This is a genomic window from Flavobacterium tiangeerense (assembly GCF_007830355.1).
Taxonomy (GTDB): Bacteria; Bacteroidota; Bacteroidia; order Flavobacteriales; family Flavobacteriaceae; genus Flavobacterium; species Flavobacterium tiangeerense.
Map to the genome: position 1 here is coordinate 75,453 of NZ_VLKO01000008.1, position 21,684 is coordinate 97,136.

18 protein-coding genes are annotated in these 21,684 nt (G+C 34.1%); 4 read left to right on the forward strand and 14 right to left on the reverse strand.

From position 1 onward, the window contains the following. Positions 1 to 390: 390 nt before the first annotated feature. The gene (locus IQ05_RS10315; RefSeq protein ID WP_144892672.1) at positions 391 to 2,355 is read left to right on the forward strand and encodes a DUF349 domain-containing protein; all 1,965 of its coding nucleotides are present in this window, start codon (positions 391 to 393) and stop codon (positions 2,353 to 2,355) included. 134 nt (positions 2,356 to 2,489) lie between these two features. Continuing rightward, positions 2,490 to 3,854, forward strand: a complete 1,365-nt coding sequence (gene hemN, locus IQ05_RS10320; protein ID WP_144892674.1) for an oxygen-independent coproporphyrinogen III oxidase — start codon at positions 2,490 to 2,492, stop codon at positions 3,852 to 3,854. 68 nt (positions 3,855 to 3,922) lie between these two features. On the opposite strand, the gene IQ05_RS10325 is transcribed toward hemN, so the two are convergent. The 8 genes from IQ05_RS10325 to IQ05_RS10360 form a co-directional block, all read right to left on the reverse strand. Further along, positions 3,923 to 4,624 (reverse strand): sulfite exporter TauE/SafE family protein, encoded by a 702-nt coding sequence (locus tag IQ05_RS10325; RefSeq protein WP_144892676.1) that lies wholly within the window; start codon positions 4,622 to 4,624, stop codon positions 3,923 to 3,925. A gap of 61 nt (positions 4,625 to 4,685) precedes the next feature. Continuing rightward, positions 4,686 to 5,138 carry a FixH family protein gene (locus tag IQ05_RS10330; protein ID WP_144892678.1) on the reverse strand — a complete coding sequence of 151 codons (453 nt, stop codon included), beginning with the start codon at positions 5,136 to 5,138 and terminating at the stop codon, positions 4,686 to 4,688. Positions 5,139 to 5,183: 45 nt separating this feature from the next. Further along, a complete protein-coding gene (ccoG, locus tag IQ05_RS10335) occupies positions 5,184 to 6,602 on the reverse strand; it encodes a cytochrome c oxidase accessory protein CcoG (RefSeq protein WP_144892680.1) in 1,419 nt (472 codons plus the stop codon). 70 nt (positions 6,603 to 6,672) lie between these two features. Then, entirely contained in the window at positions 6,673 to 7,572 is a 900-nt protein-coding gene (locus IQ05_RS10340; protein WP_144892682.1) for a cbb3-type cytochrome c oxidase N-terminal domain-containing protein, read from the reverse strand. Between the two features lie 23 nt (positions 7,573 to 7,595). Beyond that, entirely contained in the window at positions 7,596 to 7,766 is a 171-nt protein-coding gene (locus IQ05_RS10345) for a CcoQ/FixQ family Cbb3-type cytochrome c oxidase assembly chaperone (protein ID WP_144892684.1), read from the reverse strand. A 5-nt stretch (positions 7,767 to 7,771) separates the two neighbouring features. After that, entirely contained in the window at positions 7,772 to 9,949 is a 2,178-nt protein-coding gene (ccoN, locus tag IQ05_RS10350) for a cytochrome-c oxidase, cbb3-type subunit I (RefSeq protein ID WP_144892686.1), read from the reverse strand. A 31-nt stretch (positions 9,950 to 9,980) separates the two neighbouring features. Beyond that, positions 9,981 to 10,187, reverse strand: a complete 207-nt coding sequence (gene ccoS / locus IQ05_RS10355; protein WP_144892688.1) for a cbb3-type cytochrome oxidase assembly protein CcoS — start codon at positions 10,185 to 10,187, stop codon at positions 9,981 to 9,983. A 111-nt stretch (positions 10,188 to 10,298) separates the two neighbouring features. Next, positions 10,299 to 12,740, reverse strand: coding sequence for a heavy metal translocating P-type ATPase (locus tag IQ05_RS10360; protein ID WP_144892986.1), 2,442 nt, complete (start codon positions 12,738 to 12,740; stop codon positions 10,299 to 10,301). A gap of 106 nt (positions 12,741 to 12,846) precedes the next feature. Here IQ05_RS10360 and IQ05_RS10365 point away from each other — a divergent pair, with 106 nt between their 5' ends. After that, positions 12,847 to 13,527 carry a Crp/Fnr family transcriptional regulator gene (locus IQ05_RS10365; protein ID WP_144892690.1) on the forward strand — a complete coding sequence of 227 codons (681 nt, stop codon included), beginning with the start codon at positions 12,847 to 12,849 and terminating at the stop codon, positions 13,525 to 13,527. A gap of 14 nt (positions 13,528 to 13,541) precedes the next feature. On the opposite strand, the gene IQ05_RS10370 is transcribed toward IQ05_RS10365, so the two are convergent. The 4 genes from IQ05_RS10370 to def form a co-directional block, all read right to left on the reverse strand. Beyond that, entirely contained in the window at positions 13,542 to 14,987 is a 1,446-nt protein-coding gene (locus tag IQ05_RS10370; RefSeq protein WP_144892692.1) for an APC family permease, read from the reverse strand. Between the two features lie 80 nt (positions 14,988 to 15,067). Further along, positions 15,068 to 15,841: a nucleoside triphosphate pyrophosphohydrolase gene (mazG, locus tag IQ05_RS10375; RefSeq protein WP_144892694.1), complete on the reverse strand. Its 774-nt coding sequence runs from the start codon at positions 15,839 to 15,841 to the stop codon at positions 15,068 to 15,070. Positions 15,842 to 15,917: 76 nt separating this feature from the next. After that, on the reverse strand, positions 15,918 to 16,415 hold the full coding sequence (locus IQ05_RS10380; protein ID WP_144892696.1) for a DUF5606 family protein: 498 nt from the start codon (positions 16,413 to 16,415) through the stop codon (positions 15,918 to 15,920). 84 nt (positions 16,416 to 16,499) lie between these two features. Continuing rightward, positions 16,500 to 17,087, reverse strand: coding sequence for a peptide deformylase (gene def, locus IQ05_RS10385; protein WP_144892698.1), 588 nt, complete (start codon positions 17,085 to 17,087; stop codon positions 16,500 to 16,502). A gap of 192 nt (positions 17,088 to 17,279) precedes the next feature. Here def and IQ05_RS10390 point away from each other — a divergent pair, with 192 nt between their 5' ends. Next, the gene (locus tag IQ05_RS10390) at positions 17,280 to 19,493 is read left to right on the forward strand and encodes an FUSC family protein (RefSeq protein ID WP_144892700.1); all 2,214 of its coding nucleotides are present in this window, start codon (positions 17,280 to 17,282) and stop codon (positions 19,491 to 19,493) included. A gap of 59 nt (positions 19,494 to 19,552) precedes the next feature. On the opposite strand, the gene IQ05_RS10395 is transcribed toward IQ05_RS10390, so the two are convergent. Continuing rightward, positions 19,553 to 21,046: a malate:quinone oxidoreductase gene (locus IQ05_RS10395; RefSeq protein WP_144892702.1), complete on the reverse strand. Its 1,494-nt coding sequence runs from the start codon at positions 21,044 to 21,046 to the stop codon at positions 19,553 to 19,555. Positions 21,047 to 21,164: 118 nt separating this feature from the next. Next, positions 21,165 to 21,581: a Holliday junction resolvase RuvX gene (gene ruvX, locus IQ05_RS10400; protein ID WP_144892704.1), complete on the reverse strand. Its 417-nt coding sequence runs from the start codon at positions 21,579 to 21,581 to the stop codon at positions 21,165 to 21,167. Between the last annotated feature and the right edge of the window lie 103 nt (positions 21,582 to 21,684).

Genomic DNA, 21,684 nt, shown 5'->3' on the forward strand with positions numbered 1-21,684 from the left:
AGTTGGGAATTATAAGCTAAAATACAATTTTGAATTACAAATCATCCAACACCTATAAAAAATAAAATCGATGTGAGATAAAGCAATTCACAACATTTGTGGATTCAGTAATTTTGTATTGATATAGTCTCATTATCAAATAAAAACTGCGTGAGCAAATTAAAAAAACTTAAATAAACTTTAATCCCTAGCCCAGATGGAAGCGGCATCCTTTAGGGTCCTGATTTTTTTTCAGGATCCTAAAGATATAGCGTACAGCTGGAGAAAGCTCCTAATTAAAACCATCATTTGATGTATGATTAATAAAATGGCTTGTATATTTTGTATTTTGGTAAGGCTTTACTACCTTTCGGACTCAATATTATTTAAAAACCTTATACATTTAAAAAAATGTTAGAAGAAAAGAATGACAACCTGGATCAACATCAAGAAGATACAGATGGAAATGGTACCGAAACAATCTTGAATGCTACTACTGCAACTCATGATGATTTAAGTGAACTAACGCAACCTGAAGCTGTACTAATTGAAGCTGATGCCACTACTGCAACAGATGCGATTGCTGCTAGTAATGCAGAGGAAAGCGAAGATGAAACGTTGAAAGAGCGCCATGAAATTCCTATGAAGGATTATGATGCTCTTGCACTTGAGGAGCTTGTTGAGGAACTTAAAGGTTTTGTTTCTAGCGATAAAGCTCTTGCCTACAAGGATCATATTGAAGAAATAAAGAAAGCTTTTTTAGCTAAATACAACCACTTGGTTGAAGAAAAAAAAGAGGAATTCCTTGCTGAAAATCAAGATCCTACTGAAGAGTTTGAATACCATTCTCCATTAAAAAGTCAGTTTGATAAATTATATTCACAATTTCGTGAAGTAAAGAATGCTCATTTTAAAAGTTTACAAACTAACCTAAAAAATAACCTAGAAAATAGGCTTGCTATTGTTGAGGAATTAAAAGAACTTATAAATCCGCAAGCTAACATCAAGGACACCTTAAAACATTTTAATGATTTAAGAGAGCGATGGAATAATGCAGGGGCTATTCCTAAGGATAAGTACAACCATGTGTGGAATAATTATCATTTTCATGTTGAAAATTTTTATGATTATTTACACCTTGATCGTGAAGCGAGAGACCTTGATTTTAAGCACAACCTAGAATTAAAACAAAAAATTGTTGCCCGTGTTGAGGAACTGGTTCTTGAAAAAGATGTTAATAAAGCTTTTAGAGAATTACAAGATTTACATAAAATCTGGAAAGAAGATATTGGTCCTGTTTCAAGAGAACACCGAGATGCTATCTGGAACCAGTTTAGCGATTTGACTAAAAAAATGCACGATAAACGTGAAGTTTTATTCGAAAATCAGCGTGCAGTTGAGTTGGCTAATCTAGAAAATAAAAAAGCCATAATTGCTCAAATTGAAGTTCTGGCTACTGAAAAAGTAAATGCTCACTCGCAGTGGCTAGGCCAAATAGAAAAGGTTGAGGCATTGCGCACTGCATTTTTTGCGGCTGGAAAAGTTCCTTCAGAAGTTAATGAGGAAACTTGGAGCCAATTTAAAAATGCTGTACGTAATTTTAATTCTTTTAAAAATTCTTTCTACAAAGACATTAAAAAAGATCAAAACGACAACCTTGCTAAAAAAACTGCTCTTGTAGCAAAAGCAAAAGCACTACAAGAGAGTACTGATTTTGCTACCACTACACCTATAATGAAGCAAATTCAAGAGGAGTGGAAAGAAATAGGTCATGTTCCTAGAAAGTATTCGGACAAAATATGGAAAGAGTTTAGAGAAGCTTGCAACCACTATTTTGAACACCTTAAAGAGCATAAAAAAGAAGAAAACAGTGAAGAAGTTGCTGCATTTGAAGGTAAAAAAACATATCTAGAATCGCTGAGAGAATTTCAACTTACAGGTGATCATAAAACCGATCTTGATGCTATAAAACTTCATATTGAAAACTGGAAAGGTTTTGGTAAAGTGCCTTTTGCTAGAAGGCATATTGAAGGGAAATTTAACAAAATTCTAGATGCTCTTTTTGAAAAATTAAGCTTGAGTAAAAAGGATACTGACATGATGCGTTTTGCTAATAGAATGGATCAATTATCTGAAAGTAATGATTCTAGAAAACTAGATAGTGAGAAAATTTTCATCATGCGTAAAATTGATGAAGTTCAAAATGAAATTTTTCAATTGGAAAACAACATTCAGTTTTTTGCCAATACTCGTAATGCTAAGAAAGAGAATTCAATTGTATTAGAAGTTCGTAAAAACATTGCCATTCACAAAGAAAGTCTTGATGTATGGAAAGAAAAACTAAAGCAATTAAAAAATATTAAAATAGAAGAATAGATTTTTACCCATAAGGTAGTAAACCCCAATCCACCAGGATTGGGGTTTTTTATTTTTATGACAATTCTATATGATAATTATCATTTTTATCTTGATAGACTCGCCCTACTTTTGAGTTGCTAAAATGATCTATTATGAAAAATTCTTTGATTCAAAAATATAATGTACCAGGCCCTAGATACACTAGCTACCCTACCGTTCCTTACTGGGATGAAAGTGATTTTACAAGTGATTTATGGATTCAAACGTTACAACAATCTTTTCGTAAAAGTGGTCCTCAAGAAGGTCTTAGTTTGTATATTCACTTGCCATTTTGCGAAAGCTTATGTACTTTTTGTGGGTGTAATAAGCGAATTACAAAAAATCACGCCGTAGAACATCCATACATTATGGCCGTTTTAAAAGAATGGACTTTATATTGCAAACTATTGGGCGAAAAACCTACAATCAAAGAAATACATCTAGGCGGTGGCACACCTACTTTTTTTTCGACTCAAAATTTAGAGGACTTAATAAACGGCATTTTTATGCATGCCAATAAATCTGTGGATCACGAATTTAGTTTCGAAGGGCATCCTAACAATACAACCTATGCTCACTTACAAAAACTATATGAGCTAGGTTTTAGAAGAGTAAGTTTTGGGGTGCAAGATTATGCTGAAAAGGTTCAGAAAGCCATTCACAGAGTACAACCTTTTCATAATGTAGCAAAAGTAACCTTTTGGGCAAGAGCTATTGGGTATACATCAATAGGTCATGATATTATTTATGGGTTACCGTTTCAAGAAATTGACGATGTAATAGACACTATTGAAAAGACAAAATCCCTTAAACCTGACCGATTGGCATTTTACAGTTACGCGCATGTGCCTTGGATAAAAGGGAATGGGCAGCGCGGTTTTAATGACGAAGATTTACCTCAAGATGATAAAAAGAGACAATTATATGAAACTGGTAAAGAGTTATTATATGAGAATGGATATCATGAAATAGGGATGGATCATTTTGCTTTAGAAACCGATGCACTTTACATTGCTTTTCAAGAAAAAACTTTACACCGTAATTTTATGGGATATAGTGCTTCAAAAACTCCGTTAATGATAGGTCTTGGCGTATCCTCAATAAGTGACAGCTGGTATGGTTTTGCTCAAAATGCTAAAAACTTAGACGATTACTACCAAATGCTTGAATGGGATAGACTGCCCGTTTTTAGAGGTCATATCTTAACTCATGAAGACCTCATCATTAGAAAACACATTTTAAACTTAATGTGCCAATTTGAAACTTCTTGGCATGATGCTTCATTATATTTTGAAGAACTGCCAGAAGTACTAGAGCAGCTACATGAAATGGAAAAAGACGCTCTTATCGTGATACATGAAAATAGTCTTGTAATCACAGAAAAAGGCAAACCTTATATTCGAAATATAGGAATGGCATTTGACTTAAGATTGAAAAGAAAAGCGCCAGAAACCGCTCTTTTTTCGATGACAATTTGATACACACTTTTACAAAAAAATAAAGTACGCTCAAGGCATGCTTTATTGTTTATGAGAAAAAATGTTAATTAATGACAAGTGGCATTAGATTGAATAAACAAACTCATTGTAGACGGCGATACGTATGGAATACCCAAACCTAAACCGCGCAAAATAAACAAGCATCCCATTGTTATCGCTACATAGGGAATCATTTTTTGAATTCGGTTTCGCATAGGCATTGTAATATATCCCTGTATTAAAACAATACTACTCATGAGCGGTACTGTACCTAACCCAAAAAGTATCATGTATACAACACCCCAACCTGCATTTTGCATAGCAATAGCTCCAAATAAGGCAACGTAAACCATACCACAAGGTAAAAATCCGTTTAGTAAACCTATTGTAAACAATGACTTGTAACTTTTATTTTTGAACTGTGCTCCTAAAGTTGATTTAATACCAGCCACGAATTTAAATATAGGCTTAGAAAAATTATATCTAGCAAATAACTTTTCAGGAATAAGTACCACTGCAATCATTGCAATTCCTATCCCTACAGAAAGTTGCTGCTGTATGCCCGCCATAAAAAAACCTTTGCCCACTAAACCAAATACAAATCCTATGGTACCGTAAGCTGAAATTCTACCCAAATGATACGTGATTATTTGTAAAACTCTTTTAGAGGAGTTATTCCTGTCTATAGGCAACATCATAACAATAGGACCACACATCCCGATGCAATGAAAACTGCTTAATAAACCAAATATAATTGCTGTGTAAAACATGTTGTATTCTTATTGATCTAAGAAATAATGAAGAACATTTTGTTGAAATGATTTCTGGTACTTACCTCACGTAAACCGTTTCCTTTGACAAATATGATTTTCCGTTGTATTGCCATTCCATATTAATGTCCCAACGGCCGCCTGCTAAACTTTTTTTAGGAATGAGCAAAGTTGTAGCATTAGATAATGAAATAGGAATTTCAAAATCTAATTTTTTATTAGACGGCCTGTATAGAGACACTTTCCCTTTTATTTTATTGGTTTCAAAAGTGTTAGGAAATTCCACTTCTATTCCGTTTGCATTGTTGTTTATAATTGGCTTTTGAGCCAAATCTACAGCATTTTGTATGCGAGTCATCTCCTCAGCAAAATGAGCATCATGTTTGTAATACTCCTCTACAACCAATTCATTATCATATTTAGAATCAGACTGTACCTTAAATACAAAAAACAAAATGAATGTCATAAACAATCCAAAAGCAATTACTATTCCTGTTCCCCAATTTATTTTCATGTTCCCCAATTTATTTTCATGTTCTTACTATTTGCTTGTTACACTTTAATTAAAACTACGTGGACTTAAAAAACTAGTAGTGGTAGTTTCTATTTTATCAATACCATTAAACACTTCAATTTTTAGATTTGTTTTATCGGTATCTAAAATATTTTGATTGATTTCTATAAAAAGTGTTCCGCTGTCCATGCTTTGCTTAGACACTTTTAAGTATTGGATCCCTACAATTTTCAAACTTCCTTTGATTCCGACCAATTTAAAATGAACGCTGTCAAGATCTTTACTAGTTTTATTGATCACCTTAAATGTGTACACATTACTTATATTATCCCCTTTGTGTTGAAACAATTGCCCTGGCAACCTTAGAATCACCGCCTCAACATCTGAACGAAGGAACAACAAGCCAATTAAAACTCCCGTTAAAATGAATAAAACGGCTGAATACCCTTTCATTCTACTGGTGAATTTGAACTTTTTTTCTTTCTCGATTTCCTCTTCAGATGCGTATCTAATAAGACCTTGAGGCAATCCCACATTATCCATAATGGTGTTGCATTCATCAATACAAGCCGTACAATTGATGCATTCTAATTGCGTTCCATTTCGAATATCAATTCCTGTGGGGCAAACATTTACGCATTGTTTACAGTCAATACAGTCTCCTTTTCCGGTGGCACTCCTATCCTCTTGCTTATTGAATTTTGCTCTGCCAGCGGTTTTTTCACCTCGAATAAAATCATAAGCTACATTTATAGATTTATCATCTAATAAAACACCTTGTAACCTACCGTAAGGACACGCTATAATACAAACTTGTTCTCTAAACCAAGCAAATATAAAATAGAACACACCAGTAAAAATACCTAATGAAACTAAGGTGCTGATGTGGTTACGTGGTCCCTCCTCAATCATTTTATAAAGGGCATCACTGCTGATGAGATAGGCCAAAAAAACATTGGCAATAAAAAATGATATTATCAAAAAAAGGAACCATTTTAGCCCTTTCTTTCTAATCTTCTCAGCGTTCCATTCCTGTTTATGCAAACGAATTTGAGCGCCTCTATCTCCCTCTATCCAATATTCAATTCTTCGGAAAACCATTTCGAGAAAAATAGTTTGGGGGCAAATCCATCCGCAAAAAATACGTCCAAAAATAACCGTAAAAAGAATAACGAAAACAATTCCGATAATCATAAAAAGAACAAACAGATAAAAATCTTGTGGCCAAAAAGGAAATCCAAAAATAGTAAACCTGCGTTCTAGAATGTTGAACATCATGAACTGGTTGCCATTCACTTTAACAAATGGATTTGCTACTAAGACTATTAATAACAAATAGCTTACCCATTTACGGTATTCATACAACTTCCCGGAAGGTTTTTTAGGATAGATAAATTTTCTATTCCCCTCTTCGTCAATAGTTCCTATGGTGTCTCTAAACGCTTCGTCTGATGAATTTGACATTATTTTAATTTATAAAAACGAGTTTACAAAACTTGAAACAGATGTTTAAACATCCGTCCCAGGATGAAAATTATTTAGCAGCGACTACTGCACTTTCTTCAGCCCATAACTCCCCTTCAGATGCTTTTGCATCAGGTGGATTACTGCCTTTCAAAGACAAGATATAGCTTGCTACTTTTTGCATTTCTTTTGGCTTTAAGGTCCCTTTCCAGGATATCATTCCTTTTCCGTCTCTTCCTCCATTTACCAGAGTGTGAAAAACATTCTTTATACCACCACCCAAAATCCATTGATCATCGGTTAAATTTGGTCCTATTTGACCACCAGCGTCAGCTCTATGGCAAGCAGCACAATTAGTGATAAAAATTTCCTTTCCAGCAGCTAGATCAGCCGGTTCTGTCAATAAGGTTACCGTTTTTTCATCCATCAAGTCTGGAGCAGTTTTCATATATTCAGCAATCTCAATTTTGGCTTGAGCCACTTCCTTTTGAAGTTCCATTTCTTGATTATCTGCTCCCAATACTTCATATCGTACCATATAAACTACTCCAAAAAGTATACACGCATAAAACAAATACACCCACCATGGCGGCAAATTATTATCTAACTCCTTAATACCATCATAATCATGATCTAATAACAACTGTCCTTCATTATAAAGAGGCTGCGTTTTAGTCAGTTTTGCCATTAGATTTTTATACCACGCCTGATCTTGAAAACGAATATTTTGTTTTTTAAGTAAGGCTTCTTTTTGATCTTGCGTCAATAATTGGTATGTAATGGTATCAACAGCTTTCCAAGTAATTTCTACTGCAATCAATAAAAAAAGAAATACTAATAAAAACACGGTGACCATTGGGAATTTTATAAATGCAGGTCGATCTCCTGAGTCAATGAAATACTCCATTACCATAAAAACAGTAAAGAAAATTACAGGAACTCTAACGTATACAGGAAAATTATTTTTCATTCTAACTGGTTTAAATACTACAATTAATTATCGCTCAATGGCATCTGGCTTAACTCTTGAATCTTTTCTTTTTTATAAGAGAAAACCCAAAGACCTAGACCTACAAAAAAGAAAAAGAAAATTAATAAAGACAGAATAGGATATATGGCTACACCATCAATGGTCTCCATATTGTGTTTAATTTGTTCAAACATAACTACTATTTTTTTACTTTAATATCAGTACCCAAACGTTGCATATAAGCTATTAAAGCCACAATTTCTCTTTCGTTCATTGGCACAAATTTTTCACCTCTTGCTTCGGCTTTTTTCTTACTTTCCTCATAACTTTTTACAAAATCAGGGTCGTTTTTTAAACTTTCTTCGATAGCAATGGCTTGTTTGCGTAAATCATCCAGTCCACCAGCAATTTGCACAGGAGTGTAAGGAACTCCTAGTGTAGACATCACTTCCATTTTCTTTTGGGTCATAGAAATGTCCATAGCTTTATTGTCAAAAAGCCATTTGTAACCCGGCATGATAGAGCCCGCAGATATACTTTGTGGATTCCAAAAGTGATTGAAATGCCAATTGTCATTGTACTTTCCACCTACTCTTAATAAATCGGGTCCTGTACGTTTTGATCCCCATAAAAATGGATGATCGTATGCAAATTCTCCCGCTTTTGATTGAGGTCCGTAACGTTCTACTTCACTTCTAAATGGTCGTACCGATTGAGAGTGACATCCTACACAACCCTCACGAATGTATAAATCACGTCCTTCTAGTTCAAGTGGAGAATATGGTTTTACGCTAGTTATCGTAGGAATATTAGACTTTACCATTATAGTAGGTACAATTTGAATCACACCACCTATTAAGATAGCTACTGTTGCCAAAATAGTCAATTGAATAGGCTTGCGCTCTAACCAAGGGTGGAATTTTTCACCCTTAACTCTACTTGAACTCATTTTTAGTAACGCAGGAGCTTCGGCGTGTTCGTCTTCTACTTTTGATCCAAATCGAACCGTTTGCCAAATGTTATACACTAATACAAACATTCCTACCAAGTACATCGTTCCACCTATGGCTCTCATCCAATACATAGGCATGATTTGAGTAACCGTTTCTAGAAAATTACCATAGGTTAATGTTCCATCTGGGTTAAATTGCTTCCACATCGATGCTTGTAAAAATCCAGCAACATACATTGGTACAGTATACAAGATGATTCCGAGAGTACCTATCCAAAAATGAAAATTAGCTAATTTTGTAGAGTACAAATTACTCTTGGTCATTCGAGGAACTAACCAATAAATCATACCAAATGCCATAAAACCATTCCAAGCTAGAGCGCCTACGTGAACGTGTGCAATAATCCAGTCTGTATAATGTGCAATAGCATTAACATTTTTAAGAGACAACATCGGACCTTCAAAAGTGGCCATTCCATACCCGGTAATTGCTACTACAAAAAACTTTAAAACAGGTTCTACTCTTACCTTATCCCAAACTCCTCTTAGCGTTAAAAGTCCGTTGATCATTCCTCCCCAAGATGGAGCAATTAACATGATTGAGAAAGCAACACCTAAATTTTGAGCCCAGTTTGGCAATGCCGAATATAATAAATGGTGTGGGCCTGCCCAGATGTAAATAAAAATCAGAGACCAAAAGTGAATAATAGAAAGGCGGTACGAATACACCGGACGGTTTGCTGCTTTTGGAATAAAATAATACATCAAACCTAAAAAAGGTGTCGTCAAGAAAAAAGCAACAGCATTATGACCATACCACCATTGAACTAGTGCGTCCTGAACACCAGCATATACAGAATAACTTTTTAAACCAGAAACTGGCAATGCCAAACTATTAAAGATATGTAAAACAGCAACAGTTACAAAAGTGGCCAAATAAAACCAAATAGCAACATATAAATGGCGTTCCCTACGTTTTAGAATTGTACCAATCATATTGATCCCAAAAACAACCCAGATCAAGGCAATTGCAATGTCTATAGGCCATTCTAGCTCCGCATATTCCTTAGATGTGCTGTATCCTAATGGTAAGGAAATAGCCGCCGCAACAATAATTAATTGCCATCCCCAGAAATGCAGGTTGCTTAAAAAATCATTAAACATTCTTGCTTTTAAAAGGCGCTGCATAGAGTAATAAATACCCGCAAACATAGAATTCCCTACAAAGGCAAAAATAACAGCATTAGTATGTAATGGTCTCAATCGACCAAAACTCAACCACGAAACTCCATCGGTGATATTTGGAAATAGAAACATAAAAGCAAGAATAAGTCCTACTAACATTCCTACTACCCCAAAAACTATGGTGGCGTAAATGAATTTTTTTACAATTTTGTTGTCATAATAAAACTGCTGCATTTCCATATTTGTAATTATTTTGAAAGTTGTTTATTGATTATTTTTGAGTTTCTAGATATTCTGTTTTTAAAGACTCTTCCTTATTTTTTGTTTCTTTTTGAATTAACTCATCCTCAAAAAGCATTCGAACAGAGGGAGTAAAATCATCATCATATTGTCCTGTTTTGACTGCTCTAATAAATGCTATAAAAAAACCTATAGCAACTAGAATACTGATAGATATTAATAGATAAATGACACTCATATTGTATTTTTATTTCAACAAAGTTACTGGGATGCATTCACGTAAAATATGACATTTATCATACTTGAAACATTTGTTAATGAAATGTGAACTTTGTAAATATTTAATGCACTAGCGTTTTCTTTTAGCATAATAATTACTCATTACCGTAACAAAACTTACAATAGTTATGGTACTCAATGGCATAATAATAGCTGCTATAAGTGGTAATAAATTTCCTGTAATGGCAAAACCTAAGCCCACTACATTGTAGAGTAATGACACTACAAAGCTCATTTTTATGGTTGTAATAGCATCTTTAGAATACCGTAAAAAGAAGTTTAGTTTTTTAAACTCTTCGGCATCCAAAATAGCATCACAAGCAGGTGAGAATACATTCACATTCTCTGAAATGGATATTCCGATATGGCTTTGCGCCAATGCACCCGCATCATTAAGTCCGTCACCTACCATCATCACATTCTTACCCACGGCCTGTAATGCTTTGATGAACTCTAGTTTTTGTTCTGGTTTTTGATTAAAAATTAATGCTGTGCCTTTTGGCAAAAGAGCTTGAAGAGTAGCTCTCTCTCCATCATTATCTCCTGATAAAATTTTAATTTCGTACTTCTTACTCAAATCTTGAAACAGTTTCGCTAAACCATCTCTATACTGATTCATGAAAATATATTTCCCATAATAAACTTCGTCAATGGTAATGTATACAACGGTATTTTCAAGTTCAACTTCACTATCACAACCTTTATTATCCGTCTCAAAATGTGTATGGAGCACAAAATCTCTTGAACCAATTTTTATACTACTTCCAGCAACTAGAGCTTGAATACCTTTACCAGCTTGTTCTTCAAAATTATCTACTTTAATCAATTTTGTTTCAGGTAAAAAATCATATAACATTCTGCTCAACGGATGATTTGAACCTCGTAGCGCATTTTTTATTAATGTACTGGTTTCTGAATTAATTACGCCGTCTTGAACTCCTATCCCAATTATTTCGCTGGGTGGTACATACGTAATTTTAGATTTTTTATTGGTAGTGATTGTTCCTGTTTTGTCAAAAACTATGGTATCTACTTTGGCTAATTGTTCTATAACCAATGCATTTTTAAGGTAAAATTTTTGTTTTCCTAAAATTCGTAAGACATTCCCAAAAGTGAATGGAGCGGTCAATGCAAGCGCGCAAGGACATGCTACAATAAGTACAGCGGTAAAAACATTAAAAGCAGTATTGGCATTAATAAAAATCCAATATCCAAATCCTACAAAAGCAATTAACAACAATATAGGAGTAAAATATCGACTGATTTTGTCAGTAATTGTTTTGTGTTTTTGCTCCACATTTTTCTGGAAGACATCATTACTCCACAGCTGCGTCAAATAGCTTTGAGAAACGGTTTGCAAAACTTCCATTTCTATCATCTTCCCAATTTGTTTCCCTCCGGCAAAAACTTTATCTCCAGAATGCTTTACAATAGGAACTGCTTCTCCAGTTACAAAACTATAGTCTATCTCTGCTTTTTCAGACAGTAATATACCGTCCACGGGAATGAGTTCTTGGTTTCTAATCAGCAATCTATTCCCTTTTTCAACCTCATAAATAGGAATACTCAACTCCCTTCCGTCAGGATTAATTTTAGTAATTGCAATAGGGAAATAAGATTTGAAATCTCTTTCAAAACTCAAAAAACTGTACGTTTTTATTTGGAACATTTTGCCAAGGAGCATAAAAAAGATTAACCCTGTCAAACTATCAAAAAAACCAGAACCATAATCCATGATGATATCAAAAGTACTGCGCACAAACATGACAATGATTCCTAAGGCAATAGGGATATCAATATTGAGCATTTTGGTTTTAATACTTTTGTAAGCAGACACATAATAACCGCTTGCCGAGTAGAAAAAACTAGGCAATGATAAAGCAAATATTAACCATCTAAAAAAACCTCGATAGTGGTCAAGCCAATACTCCTTAACTTCAAAATATTCTGGAAAAGAAAGTAACATAATATTCCCAAAACAAAAGAAAGCAACACCCAGTTTGTAGGTCAAACTTCTATCTACAACAGCCTTACCAGATTCGTAGTTTTCTAAACTTATATAAGGTTCATAGCCTATAGAACTAAGCAATAAAACAATTTCTTTGACAGATACCGTAGCGGAGTTAAAGGTGATGCGTACTCTCTTTTCAGGAAAGTTGACCTGTGAGGTGCTTATGCCTTTTTGAAGACGTTGTAAATTTTCCAGAATCCAAATACACGAGCTACAATGTATGTGTGGTATGTTAAGTGAAATAATTGTTGTTTCATTTTCTTTGAATTCCAATAGTTTTGATACAATACTTTCATTGTCTAAAAAATCATATTTACCATTTGTATTTTGCGGTGTTGCTCCAGGTGATTTTTCAAAATCATAATAGCTTGTTAAATCATTTTGATTGAAAATTTCATACACTGTTTTACAACCCGTGCAACAAAAAATTTTATCGTCAAAAAATATTTCTTCGGCTTTTATGACATCTAATCCACAATGGAAACAGTTGTTTTTCTCCATAACTTTGCTCATTTTTCCTGAAGCAAAGAACCTAAACGAATGTTAATTAAAATATGATATTTATCATAATAAAAGGCTAGTTTTGTATAACAAAAATATCATACCAATGAGTAAATGTGAACAATGTATCGTGCGCGAATTCAGTTCCTTGAAAGCCCTTACTAAACAAGAGCTCGTGCAATTATCTGATTGTAAAACGTCTCATATTGTAAAAAAAGGAGAAATAATATTTAAGGAAGGAGATACTGTAAACGGAATTTACTGTATTAAAGATGGTGTTTGCAAACTCATCAAGCTTAGCGCCAATGGAAAAGACCATATTGTAAAACTGGTAACCAAAGGTGAATTACTAGGCCAAAGATCTATGATAAGTGAGGAGCCTGTTAATTTAAGTGCAGTAGCGCTTGATGACATGCAGGTTTGTTTTATTCCAAAATCAGAAGTGATGGGATATTTTGACAAAAACAACAAGTTCTCTATGAATGTAATGAAAACTATTTGCGGCGATCTAAAAGAAGCCGATGATCAAATGGTTAACCTAGCTCAAAAAACCGTCAAAGAAAGACTAGCCGAAACTTTGCTCTATTTACATGATACTTTTGGAACAAATGGGGATGCATCCCTAAAAGTTCAACTTTCTAGAGATGATTTAGCTAGCATGATAGGCACTGCAACAGAAAGTTGCATCAGACTACTTTCTGACTTTAAAAAGCTAGGACTCATTGAACTTAGTGGTAAAAAAATTATTCTACTAGACCTTTCTAAACTCAAAAAACTAGCCGAGTAATTACTTCAATATTACTATTTTTTAGGCATTGCTAAATAATAAACAGGGATTCCTAATGCAACAATAGCTAATCCTAGTCCGGTATTGAAGGTGTCGTAAATTAATAAGGTAAGACAAATAGCCACCGTGACTACAATATAAAGTGCAGGAACAAAGGGGTAACCAAATGCTTTATAAGGTCTATCAGCATGGGGTTCTTTTTTTCTAAGGATAAAAACCCCTAAAATAGTCAAGATATAAAACAATAAGGATGCAAAAGTAGCATACGTCAATAAATCTCCAAATTTCCCCGAAATACACAACACACAAGCCCAAATACACTGGACCCACAAGGCTTTGGCTGGGACTTGATTTTTATTTAATTCGGTGGCTTGTTTAAAAAACAAACCATCCTTTGCCATTGCAAAAAACAATCTGCCACCAGAGAGGATTAATCCGCTATTACAACCAAAAGTGGACACCATAATTAATCCTGCCATAACAAAGACACTTACATTTCCCAATATCATACTTGCTGCTGCCGCACCTACTCTGTCATTATTAGCAAACATGATTCCGTTACTCAAGGCATCACCTGCACTAGGCGAACCTTGCATAGGGAGTAACGCTAAATAAGCCACATTAGCCAACACATAAACTACAGTCACAATGACCGTTCCTAGAAACAAACTGCGAGGTATATTTTTTTTAGGATCTTTAATTTCACCAGCTATAAAGGTAACATTATTCCATGCATCACTAGAAAATAAAGAGTTTATAATAGTAGCACCCGCAGCTCCTAAAAGGGCTGTCCCTACAAGTTTTGTAACAGTTACAGTTCCATCTGGATTAACTACCGTTTTGCTAGCTTCCCACATATTTGCAAAATTATCCGATAAAACATCCGTTTTTAACCCTACATACAATCCTAAAATAATCAAGGCAAATAGCGCAATTAATTTAGCCGAAGTAAAAACAAGTTGAACTATTTTACCGCTTTGAACACCTTTGGTATTGATATAAGTAAGTAAAACAATACTAAAAATGGCTAAAACTTTTTGGTACGAAAAAACAAAACTCGATCCGACAGAAAAAAGCGTTTCATCTAAAACCGGAAAAAAAATAGCAGCATAATTTGCAAAGGTTACTGCTATAGCTGCAATAACTCCCGTTTGAATTACCGTAAAAACAGTCCAGCCATATAAAAAAGATACAAGCCTACCGTATGCACGCTGAATATAGACAAATTGACCACCTGCATTAGGCATCATCCCTGCTAACTCGCCATAACTTAAGGCTGCTGCAACGGTAATTAAGCCGGTCACAATCCAGATCACGAGCAACCAAGCCGCCGATCCTATATCTCTAGCCATTGCCGATGTAACAATAAATATTCCTGATCCTATCATGGAACCTGCAACTAAACTCGTTGCATCTATCAATCCTAAAGAACGTTTTAACTCGGTTTTATTTTCTGACATTGGTAATTATAAATTAATATAAAACTATACTTTAAACTCTAAATATTGATTACAAGATACTGAATACTGCAAACTGACAATTACATTTTCTTGGCTTCTTCCCAAAAAATATCCATTTCAGCGAGAGTCATATCCATTAAAGGCTTTCCTAACTCTGAAGCTTTACTTTCTAAATATTGAAATCGTTTAATGAATTTTTTATTGGTTCGTTCCAAGGCATCTTCGGGGTTAACATTCAAAAATCTGGCATAATTAATCATTGAAAACAAAACATCACCAAACTCCGCTTCGATCTTGTCCTGATCTCCCGATTGCACTTCAACTTGTAGTTCCTCTAATTCCTCTTGCACTTTATCCCAAACTTGATGCGTCTCTTCCCAGTCAAATCCTACTCCTTTCACTTTATCCTGAATGCGACTGGCTTTGACTAAGGCTGGCAAACTTGTAGGAACTCCTTCTAAAACAGATTTCTTACCTTCTTTAAGTTTTAATTTCTCCCAATTTTGCTTGACTTCTTCTTCGTCCTTCACTATTGTATCACTATAAATATGAGGATGACGGTGTATCAATTTTTCAGAAATTTCATGGCACACATCAGCAATATCAAAATCACTAGTTTCACTTCCTATTTTAGCATAAAAAACAATGTGCAACAAGAGATCTCCCAATTCCTTCTTCACTTCATTTAAATCATTATCTAAAATAGCATCACCGAGCTCATAGGTTTCTTCAATGGTAAGATGACGCAAGGATTGCATAGTTTGTTTTTGATCCCAAGGACATTTTTCCCTCAAATCATCCATTATGGTAAGTAGTCTGTCAAATGCTTGTAGTTGTGCGGCTCTAGTATTCATCAAAATTGTTTTGGTAAAAATAAAAAAATCCCATTCAAGAACGTCCTGAATGGGATTAAATATTTTAAAGCTTTTGTTATTCTTTTTTAGCTTTTGCTTTTTTAGCTGGTTTTTCTGCAACTTCTTCATTAACTTCTTCATTAACTTCTTCAACAGCCGGTGCACTTGGCTCTTCGGCAGTAGCTGGTGCATCATCATTAAGCAATCCTTTTGATTGTAAAATTCCGTACCAGTTTAATATTTTTTTAATATCAGATGGGTATACTCTATCTTCATCATAATTAGGCAAAATAACTTTGAAATACTCCATTAATTTTGCGTTTTCAGCTTTATGTGATAAAGCTTCCCCTTTATTTTCTTTATCTGCAATAGTTTGCATGATTTCAGATAATGGTTTTTCACCTTCGTAAGTATAAATCGAAATTTCAGAAAGTAAGCTTACATTACTTTTTAAGTTTACTGTAATTTTTTTTCCATCAGCTAATGACTCAGCCACAAATCCTGATCTAGTTTGTACTTTCAAAATGTATAAACCTGGTTTTCCTGAAATGGCTAATATTTTTTCTAAATTCATGGTTCGTGTAATTGTTATTGAAAATTGGATTAATTAATTTTATTTGGGTACCCAAAAATTGTACCACGCTTGTCTTAGCTTGACTTATCTTCCCTTTTTTCCGAAAAATTTCATTCGGTACTCCTGAAAAGTTTTCCCTTCTAATATGTTTTTTAATTTCTTTTGAATCAATCGTTTTTTTAAAGACGAAATTTTATCCGTAAATAAAACGCCTTCAATATGATCGTATTCATGTTGAATTACACGGGCTATGAGTCCGTCAAATACTTCAGTTTTCATTACAAAATCTTCTTCGCAATACTCTAATATAATCGTTGGATTTCTGTAAACATCCTCTCTTACATCAGGAATACTTAAGCATCCTTCATTAAAACTCCATAATTCCCCCTCTTCTTTTACCATTCTAGCATTGATAAAAGTTTTTTTAAACCCTTTCAATTTATTTTGCTCAGTAGAATCTAGTTCATCGTCATCGCTAAAAGGAGTTGTGTCTATTACAAATATGCGTAAAGCAAGACCTACCTGAGGAGCTGCAAGACCCACACCATGAGCATTATACATGGTTTCATACATATTTGAAATGATTTCCTTTAGATTAGGAAAATCTGCAGTAACAAGTTCTCCTGTTTTTCTTAAAACGGGATCGCCGTAAGCTATAATTGGTAAAATCATTGTACAGTGTTAAAATTAGGAGCTAAAAAATATGGTATCCAGCTTTTTTATTCAGTTTGCAAAAATAGTAAAAAATAAACAATGAATATTATACTATCAATTTTTAAAATAAATTAAATCTTTTAGACAGAAGTACGCTGTTTATAACGCTTATAACTTTTTCAAATCTTATCTTTGTAACAACCTAAAGATATGCTTACACAGATTCAAAAATTTATAGACACAGCTTCCTTTACAAACGCTCTTAAAGTTACTATTGCAGCAGTAATCCCTGTAGTTGTTTTCACTTATTTTGAGATGTTTAATATAGGTTTTGTACTTGCACTAGGAGCCATATTTGCATATCCTAGTGACATAGCAAGTAGCTTAAACCAAAAAATGTATGGCATAGTGCTTACAGCAATATCAACCTCTATTATTACACTTTTTGTCAATATATTTTTTCCTTATAAAGTCTTTTTCTACCCCATAATTACTTTATTAATTTTTTCTATTGCAATTGTATCTGTCTATGGTCAAAGGGCTAGTATGTTATCTTTTTCTTGCTTGGTAGCTCTGGCATTAGCATTTTCTAATACAACATCGGGTTGGCCCATGTTTTTTCACGCGCTTTTAATTTTTGCTGGTGGGATTTTTTATTTGATAGTCTCTCTTGTGTTTCATTATCTAAAACCAAATAGGTATTTAGAACTGCAAATACAGGAATGTATGAAACTTACCGCGAAATATTTAAAACTTAGGGGTGATTTGTGGTCCTTAAACGCAGATCGAAAAGCAATTACCGAAAAGCAGCTTCATTTACAGGTAGAACTCAATGTTATTCATCAGAATATAAGAGAAGTATTAATACCCAATCATAGCATTAATGGCTCCTCTGCTGCAAATAGAAAAATGCTTGTTGTCTTTATTTGCCTAGTTGAAATTCTTGAATTGGCTTTATCAACAGCATTTGATCATGAAAAACTACATGATAAATTTGATGATCATCCAAAAGTTTTAGCTACCTATCAAAAATTGGCTTACCATTTGGCGTCAAGCCTAAAGAATTTTTCAAAAAGTATTAAAAAAGGAAAAACACAACTCGATAAACTTTCCTTTTGGGAAGACATAAATGCCTTGCAAATTGTTATCACTCAATACGAGATAACACTTGGTAAACAACAAGCAGCCGAAGGAGTTTTTATGTTAACCACCATGTTACAGTATGCTGACAAACAAGTTGATAAAATCAAGACTATTGAACATGCTTTTACAAGAGATTATAACACACTTGAATACAAAGGTCTTGACAAGGATATAGAGAAATTTTTAACCCCACAACATTACCCATGGACAACATTAATAGAAAACCTCAGTTTTTCATCCTCCATTTTTAGACATTCATTACGAATAACAGCTACCTTAATAATAGGATTAGCACTAGGAAACTACTTCCCTTTTCAAAACGCTTACTGGATTTTGTTAACCATTATTGTGATTATGAAACCCGGATATGGTTTAACTAAAGAACGCACGTTTCAACGAATAACCGGAACTATCCTTGGTGGAATTATTGCTTTTGGAATCCTATATTTTATTAAAGATAATTTTATAATTAGCATGTTTTCTGTACTATGTATGCTGCTTGGGTTTGCATTTTCACAAACTAATTATAAAATCGGGGCAACATTTGTAACCATGTATGTGGTTTTTATTTACGGAATTCTAACTCCAAACGTGAATGAACTTGTACAGTATAGAATTGTAGATACTCTTGTAGGAGCTTTACTAGCAGCTGTGGCCAATTATTTTTTATGGCCTACTTGGGAATTTTTAAGTGCTCCCGAAACGATTAAAAAGGCAGTACTTGCCAACCAAAATTATTTAAAAGAAATTTCTACCTATTACAATAACAAAGGTACGCTATCCATTTCCTATAAACTAGCTCGAAAAAATGCATTTATAGAAATAGGCAATCTAATGGCTTCTTATCAAAGAATGGTTCAAGAACCCAAAACAAAACAATTACATCTTGAACAAGTGTATGAATTAGCCGTTTTAAACCACTCTTTACTTTCCTCGATAGCCTCATTAGGTACTTATATTCAATCCCACAAAACTACCGCAGCATCAGAATCATTTAATGCGGTGGTAAACACAGGAATTCTAAATTTAGAAAATGCTATCGAAACTTTGAATGATAAAAATTCAGGAACCTTACCCGCATCTGTAAACGAATTAAAACTACGATTCACAGAACTAAAAAACATTCAACAAAGAGAAATCAGCATACATAAAAGCAGTATTGAAACTGATTTTGATTCGGTTATGCAAGAGGCACAACTGGTTATAGAACAACTCATGTGGTTAATAAATTTATCTGAAAAAATAGTTCAAACCACACAAACATTAAAGAGTATTAGCTAAAAAAACGCTAGAACATAATATGGACTAGCGTTTTTTTGTAAATATGAATTGCCTAAATATTAGTTTAATTTCAATACTTTGGCCGTATTTTCACGAACTTCTTTGAGTAGTTCTGGATTTTCATTTAATTTTTTTCCAAATGACGGCACCATAACCTTAAGTTTATCTTGCCATTCTTCAGTTTGATATTCGTCTACAAAACACCTACTAATCAAGTCAATCATAATAGATACAGCAGTAGATGCCCCTGGCGAAGCCCCTAATAATACCGATAATGTTCCATCTGCAGTTGTAATTACTTCGGTACCAAATTCAAGTATTCCACCTTCCTTCTCGTCTTTTTTAATAACTTGAACACGCTGACCTGCACGTTCTAGTACCCAATCTTTGGATCGTGCACCTGGCACATACTCTCGTAATGCATTGATTCTGTCTTTTTGAGATTGACGCACTTGTTCTATCAGATACTTAGTAAGCGGTATATTTTTGATACCCGCTGCAATCATAGGTATAATATTATCTGTCTTTATAGACAAAGGCAAATCAGAATAAGAACCATTTTTTAAAAACCGAGTTGAGAAACCTGCGAATGGTCCGAAAAGCAATTGTTTTTCGCCATTAATAACTCTTGAATCAATATGTGGTACAGACATAGGCGGAGCGCCCACGCTAGCTTTACCGTATACTTTAGCTTGATGCTTTGCAATCACATCAGGATTAGTACATTTTAGCCATTGACCACTTACCGGGAATCCTCCATATCCTTTTCCTTCTGGAACATCAGCTTTTTCAAGTAAAGGCAAAGAACCTCCACCAGCTCCAATAAAAACAAACTTAGTATACGCTTTACGTATTTGGCCGTTAGCCAAATCCTTTATTTTAATTCTCCAAGATTTATCCTCTCTCTGTCTTAGCTTTAGAACTTCATGATTAAAATGAATCGTAACACCATCTAGACTAGTAAGGTAATTAAAAATACTTCGAGTTAACTCTCCAAAATTCACATCAGTACCAATTGCCATTGTAGTAGCTGCAACTTTATCGGTCTCGTTTCTACCCTCCATTACTAGAGGCATCCATTTCTTTAATTCAGAAAAATCTTCGCTAAAAATCATTTCCTTGAAAAGAGGATTGGCTTGCAAGGCTTCAAATCTTTTTTTAAGGTATTCTATATTTTTTTCGCCCCAAACAAAACTTAGATGGGGAATGCTTTTAATAAATTTTTCAGGAGAGGGAACTTTATTTTCTTGAACTAAATAAGCCCAAAATTGTCTTGAAACTTCAAAAGATTCAGCAATACTTATCGCTTTATTTGGATTTATACTTCCATCTTCGCCTTCTGGAGTGTAATTTAGCTCACAAAAAGCGGAGTGACCAGTTCCTGCATTATTCCATGCATCAGAACTTTCGGCAGCTGCCATATCTAATCGTTCGTATATTTCAATTGTAATATCAGGCTGCAACTCTTTTAAAATTAAACCTAGAGTGGCGCTCATAATTCCAGCTCCTATTAGAACTACTTCACTGTGGGTACGTATCGTTGTATCAGGCATAATAAGATTTTAAAATGCAAAGATAAATTATTAAATTCCAAAAAAAAGTATAAAACTGAACCAAAAAGTTACATTTTTCAAAGATTTTTTTCAAAAAGTCAACATATTCTCTTGAACCTTAAAAAGATTTTCTATTTAAGTAATCTTGCAACATTATAGTTGCTGCAATTTCATCAATAAGTGCTTTATTTTGACGCTGTTTTTTGCTCATTCCGTTGTCAATCATGGACTGAAAAGCCATTTTGGATGTAAATCGTTCGTCTACGCGAATGACTTTCATATCCGGAAAATGATTGGTAAAATGAGTCACAAATCCTTTGACAATGGAAGTACTTTCAGAGGGTAGTCCATTCATTTGTTTAGGCTCTCCTATTAGAACGGCTTCTACTTTTTCTTTAGCAAAATAATCTTTTAAAAAAGCGATTGCAGTACTAGAAGCGACTGTTGTCAGACCTGATGCTATAATTTGCATTTCATCAGTAACTGCAATTCCTGTTCTTTTTTGTCCGTAATCAATAGCGAGTATTCTTGGCATTATATTTTTTTTCAAAGGTACGAATTTTGAATATCATACTTAAAAAACAGTTGTTATAACTAAAATTGAGATCCAAAACACCATTAAAAACTAACTTCACAAA